Source organism: Mesorhizobium sp. M5C.F.Cr.IN.023.01.1.1 (genome assembly GCF_003997585.1).
GTDB classification, from domain to species: domain Bacteria; phylum Pseudomonadota; class Alphaproteobacteria; order Rhizobiales; family Rhizobiaceae; genus Mesorhizobium; species Mesorhizobium wenxiniae.
Genome location: NZ_RZSU01000240.1, coordinates 1 through 1051 on the forward strand (window position 1 = coordinate 1; position 1051 = coordinate 1051).

Annotated in this window: 1 protein-coding gene; it reads left to right on the forward strand. The window is 64.2% G+C overall.

Annotated features, from left to right (window positions below; genetic code table 11):
• Positions 1-90 precede the first annotated feature (90 nt).
• Positions 91-1034, forward strand: a protein-coding gene (locus EOA78_RS35550; protein ID WP_164784121.1) for an IS630 family transposase whose coding sequence is annotated in 2 segments (ribosomal slippage) — positions 91-427 and positions 427-1034 — 945 coding nt in all. Because the reading frame shifts where the segments join, the coding sequence is not laid out codon by codon here.
• Positions 1035-1051: the final 17 nt, after the last annotated feature.

The window sequence follows — 1051 nt, forward strand, 5'->3', positions numbered from 1 at the left end:
TCTAGAGCACGTCCTGTGATCGATGAATCGATTGTGAAGTGACGGCTGCGTTTTGTGCTGATTCAACGTCCACCTCGATGGAGGTTGACGATGGGAAAAGCATTGAGCGTGGATCTTCGGTCGCGGGTCTTGAAGGCTTCGGACGAGGGCATGTCGGCGCGGCAAGCGGCGGCGCGGTTCGGCGTGGGAGTGTCCAGCGCGATCCGCTGGATTGCGCGGGCGAAGATCGGCGAACTGGCGCCCCGCCCGCAGGGCCGCCGCCGTGCCTCCAGCCTCGATGCGCATGAAGCCTTCGTCGTCGGGCTGATCGAGGAGCGCAAGGACATCACGCTGAACGAGATGGTGGAGCGGCTCGTCGCCGAGCAGTCGGTGCGCATCAGCCGCAGCGCCTTGAGCGCCTGGCTTCGCCGCCACGGCTGGACATTCAAAAAAAGTCCGCGCACGCACTGGAGCAGGATCGCCCCGACATCCTGAAGCGGCGCCGCGACTGGTTCGACGGCCAGCTCGACCTCGATCCGGCGAAGCTCGTGTTCATCGATGAGACCGGCCTCTCCACAAAGATGGCCCGCCTGCGTGGAAGAGCGCCGCGCGGCGAGCGCTGCCGGGCCGGCGTGCCGCATGGCCACTGGAAGACCACAACCTTCACCGGAGCGCTGCGGCTGACGGGCATGACTGCGCCCTTCGTCTACGACGGCGCCATGAACGGCAACGTGTTTCTGGCCTATGTCGAGCAGGTGCTGGTCCCGACATTGTCGGAGGGCGACGTAGTTGTCATGGACAACCTGCCCGCCCACAAGGCCGCCGGCGTGCGCGACGCGATTGAGGCCGCAGGCGCGAGCCTGCTCTACCTGCCGCCTTACAGTCCCGACTTCAACCCGATTGAGAACGCCTTCGCCAAACTCAAGGCGCTGCTGCGAGCAAAGGCCGAGAGAACCATCAAGGCGTTGTGGGACACGGTCGGCGCGGTCGTCGACCTCTTCACCACAGCCGAATGTGCCAACTACTTCAAAGCCGCAGGATATGAACCGGATTAAACAGGACGCGCTCTAGT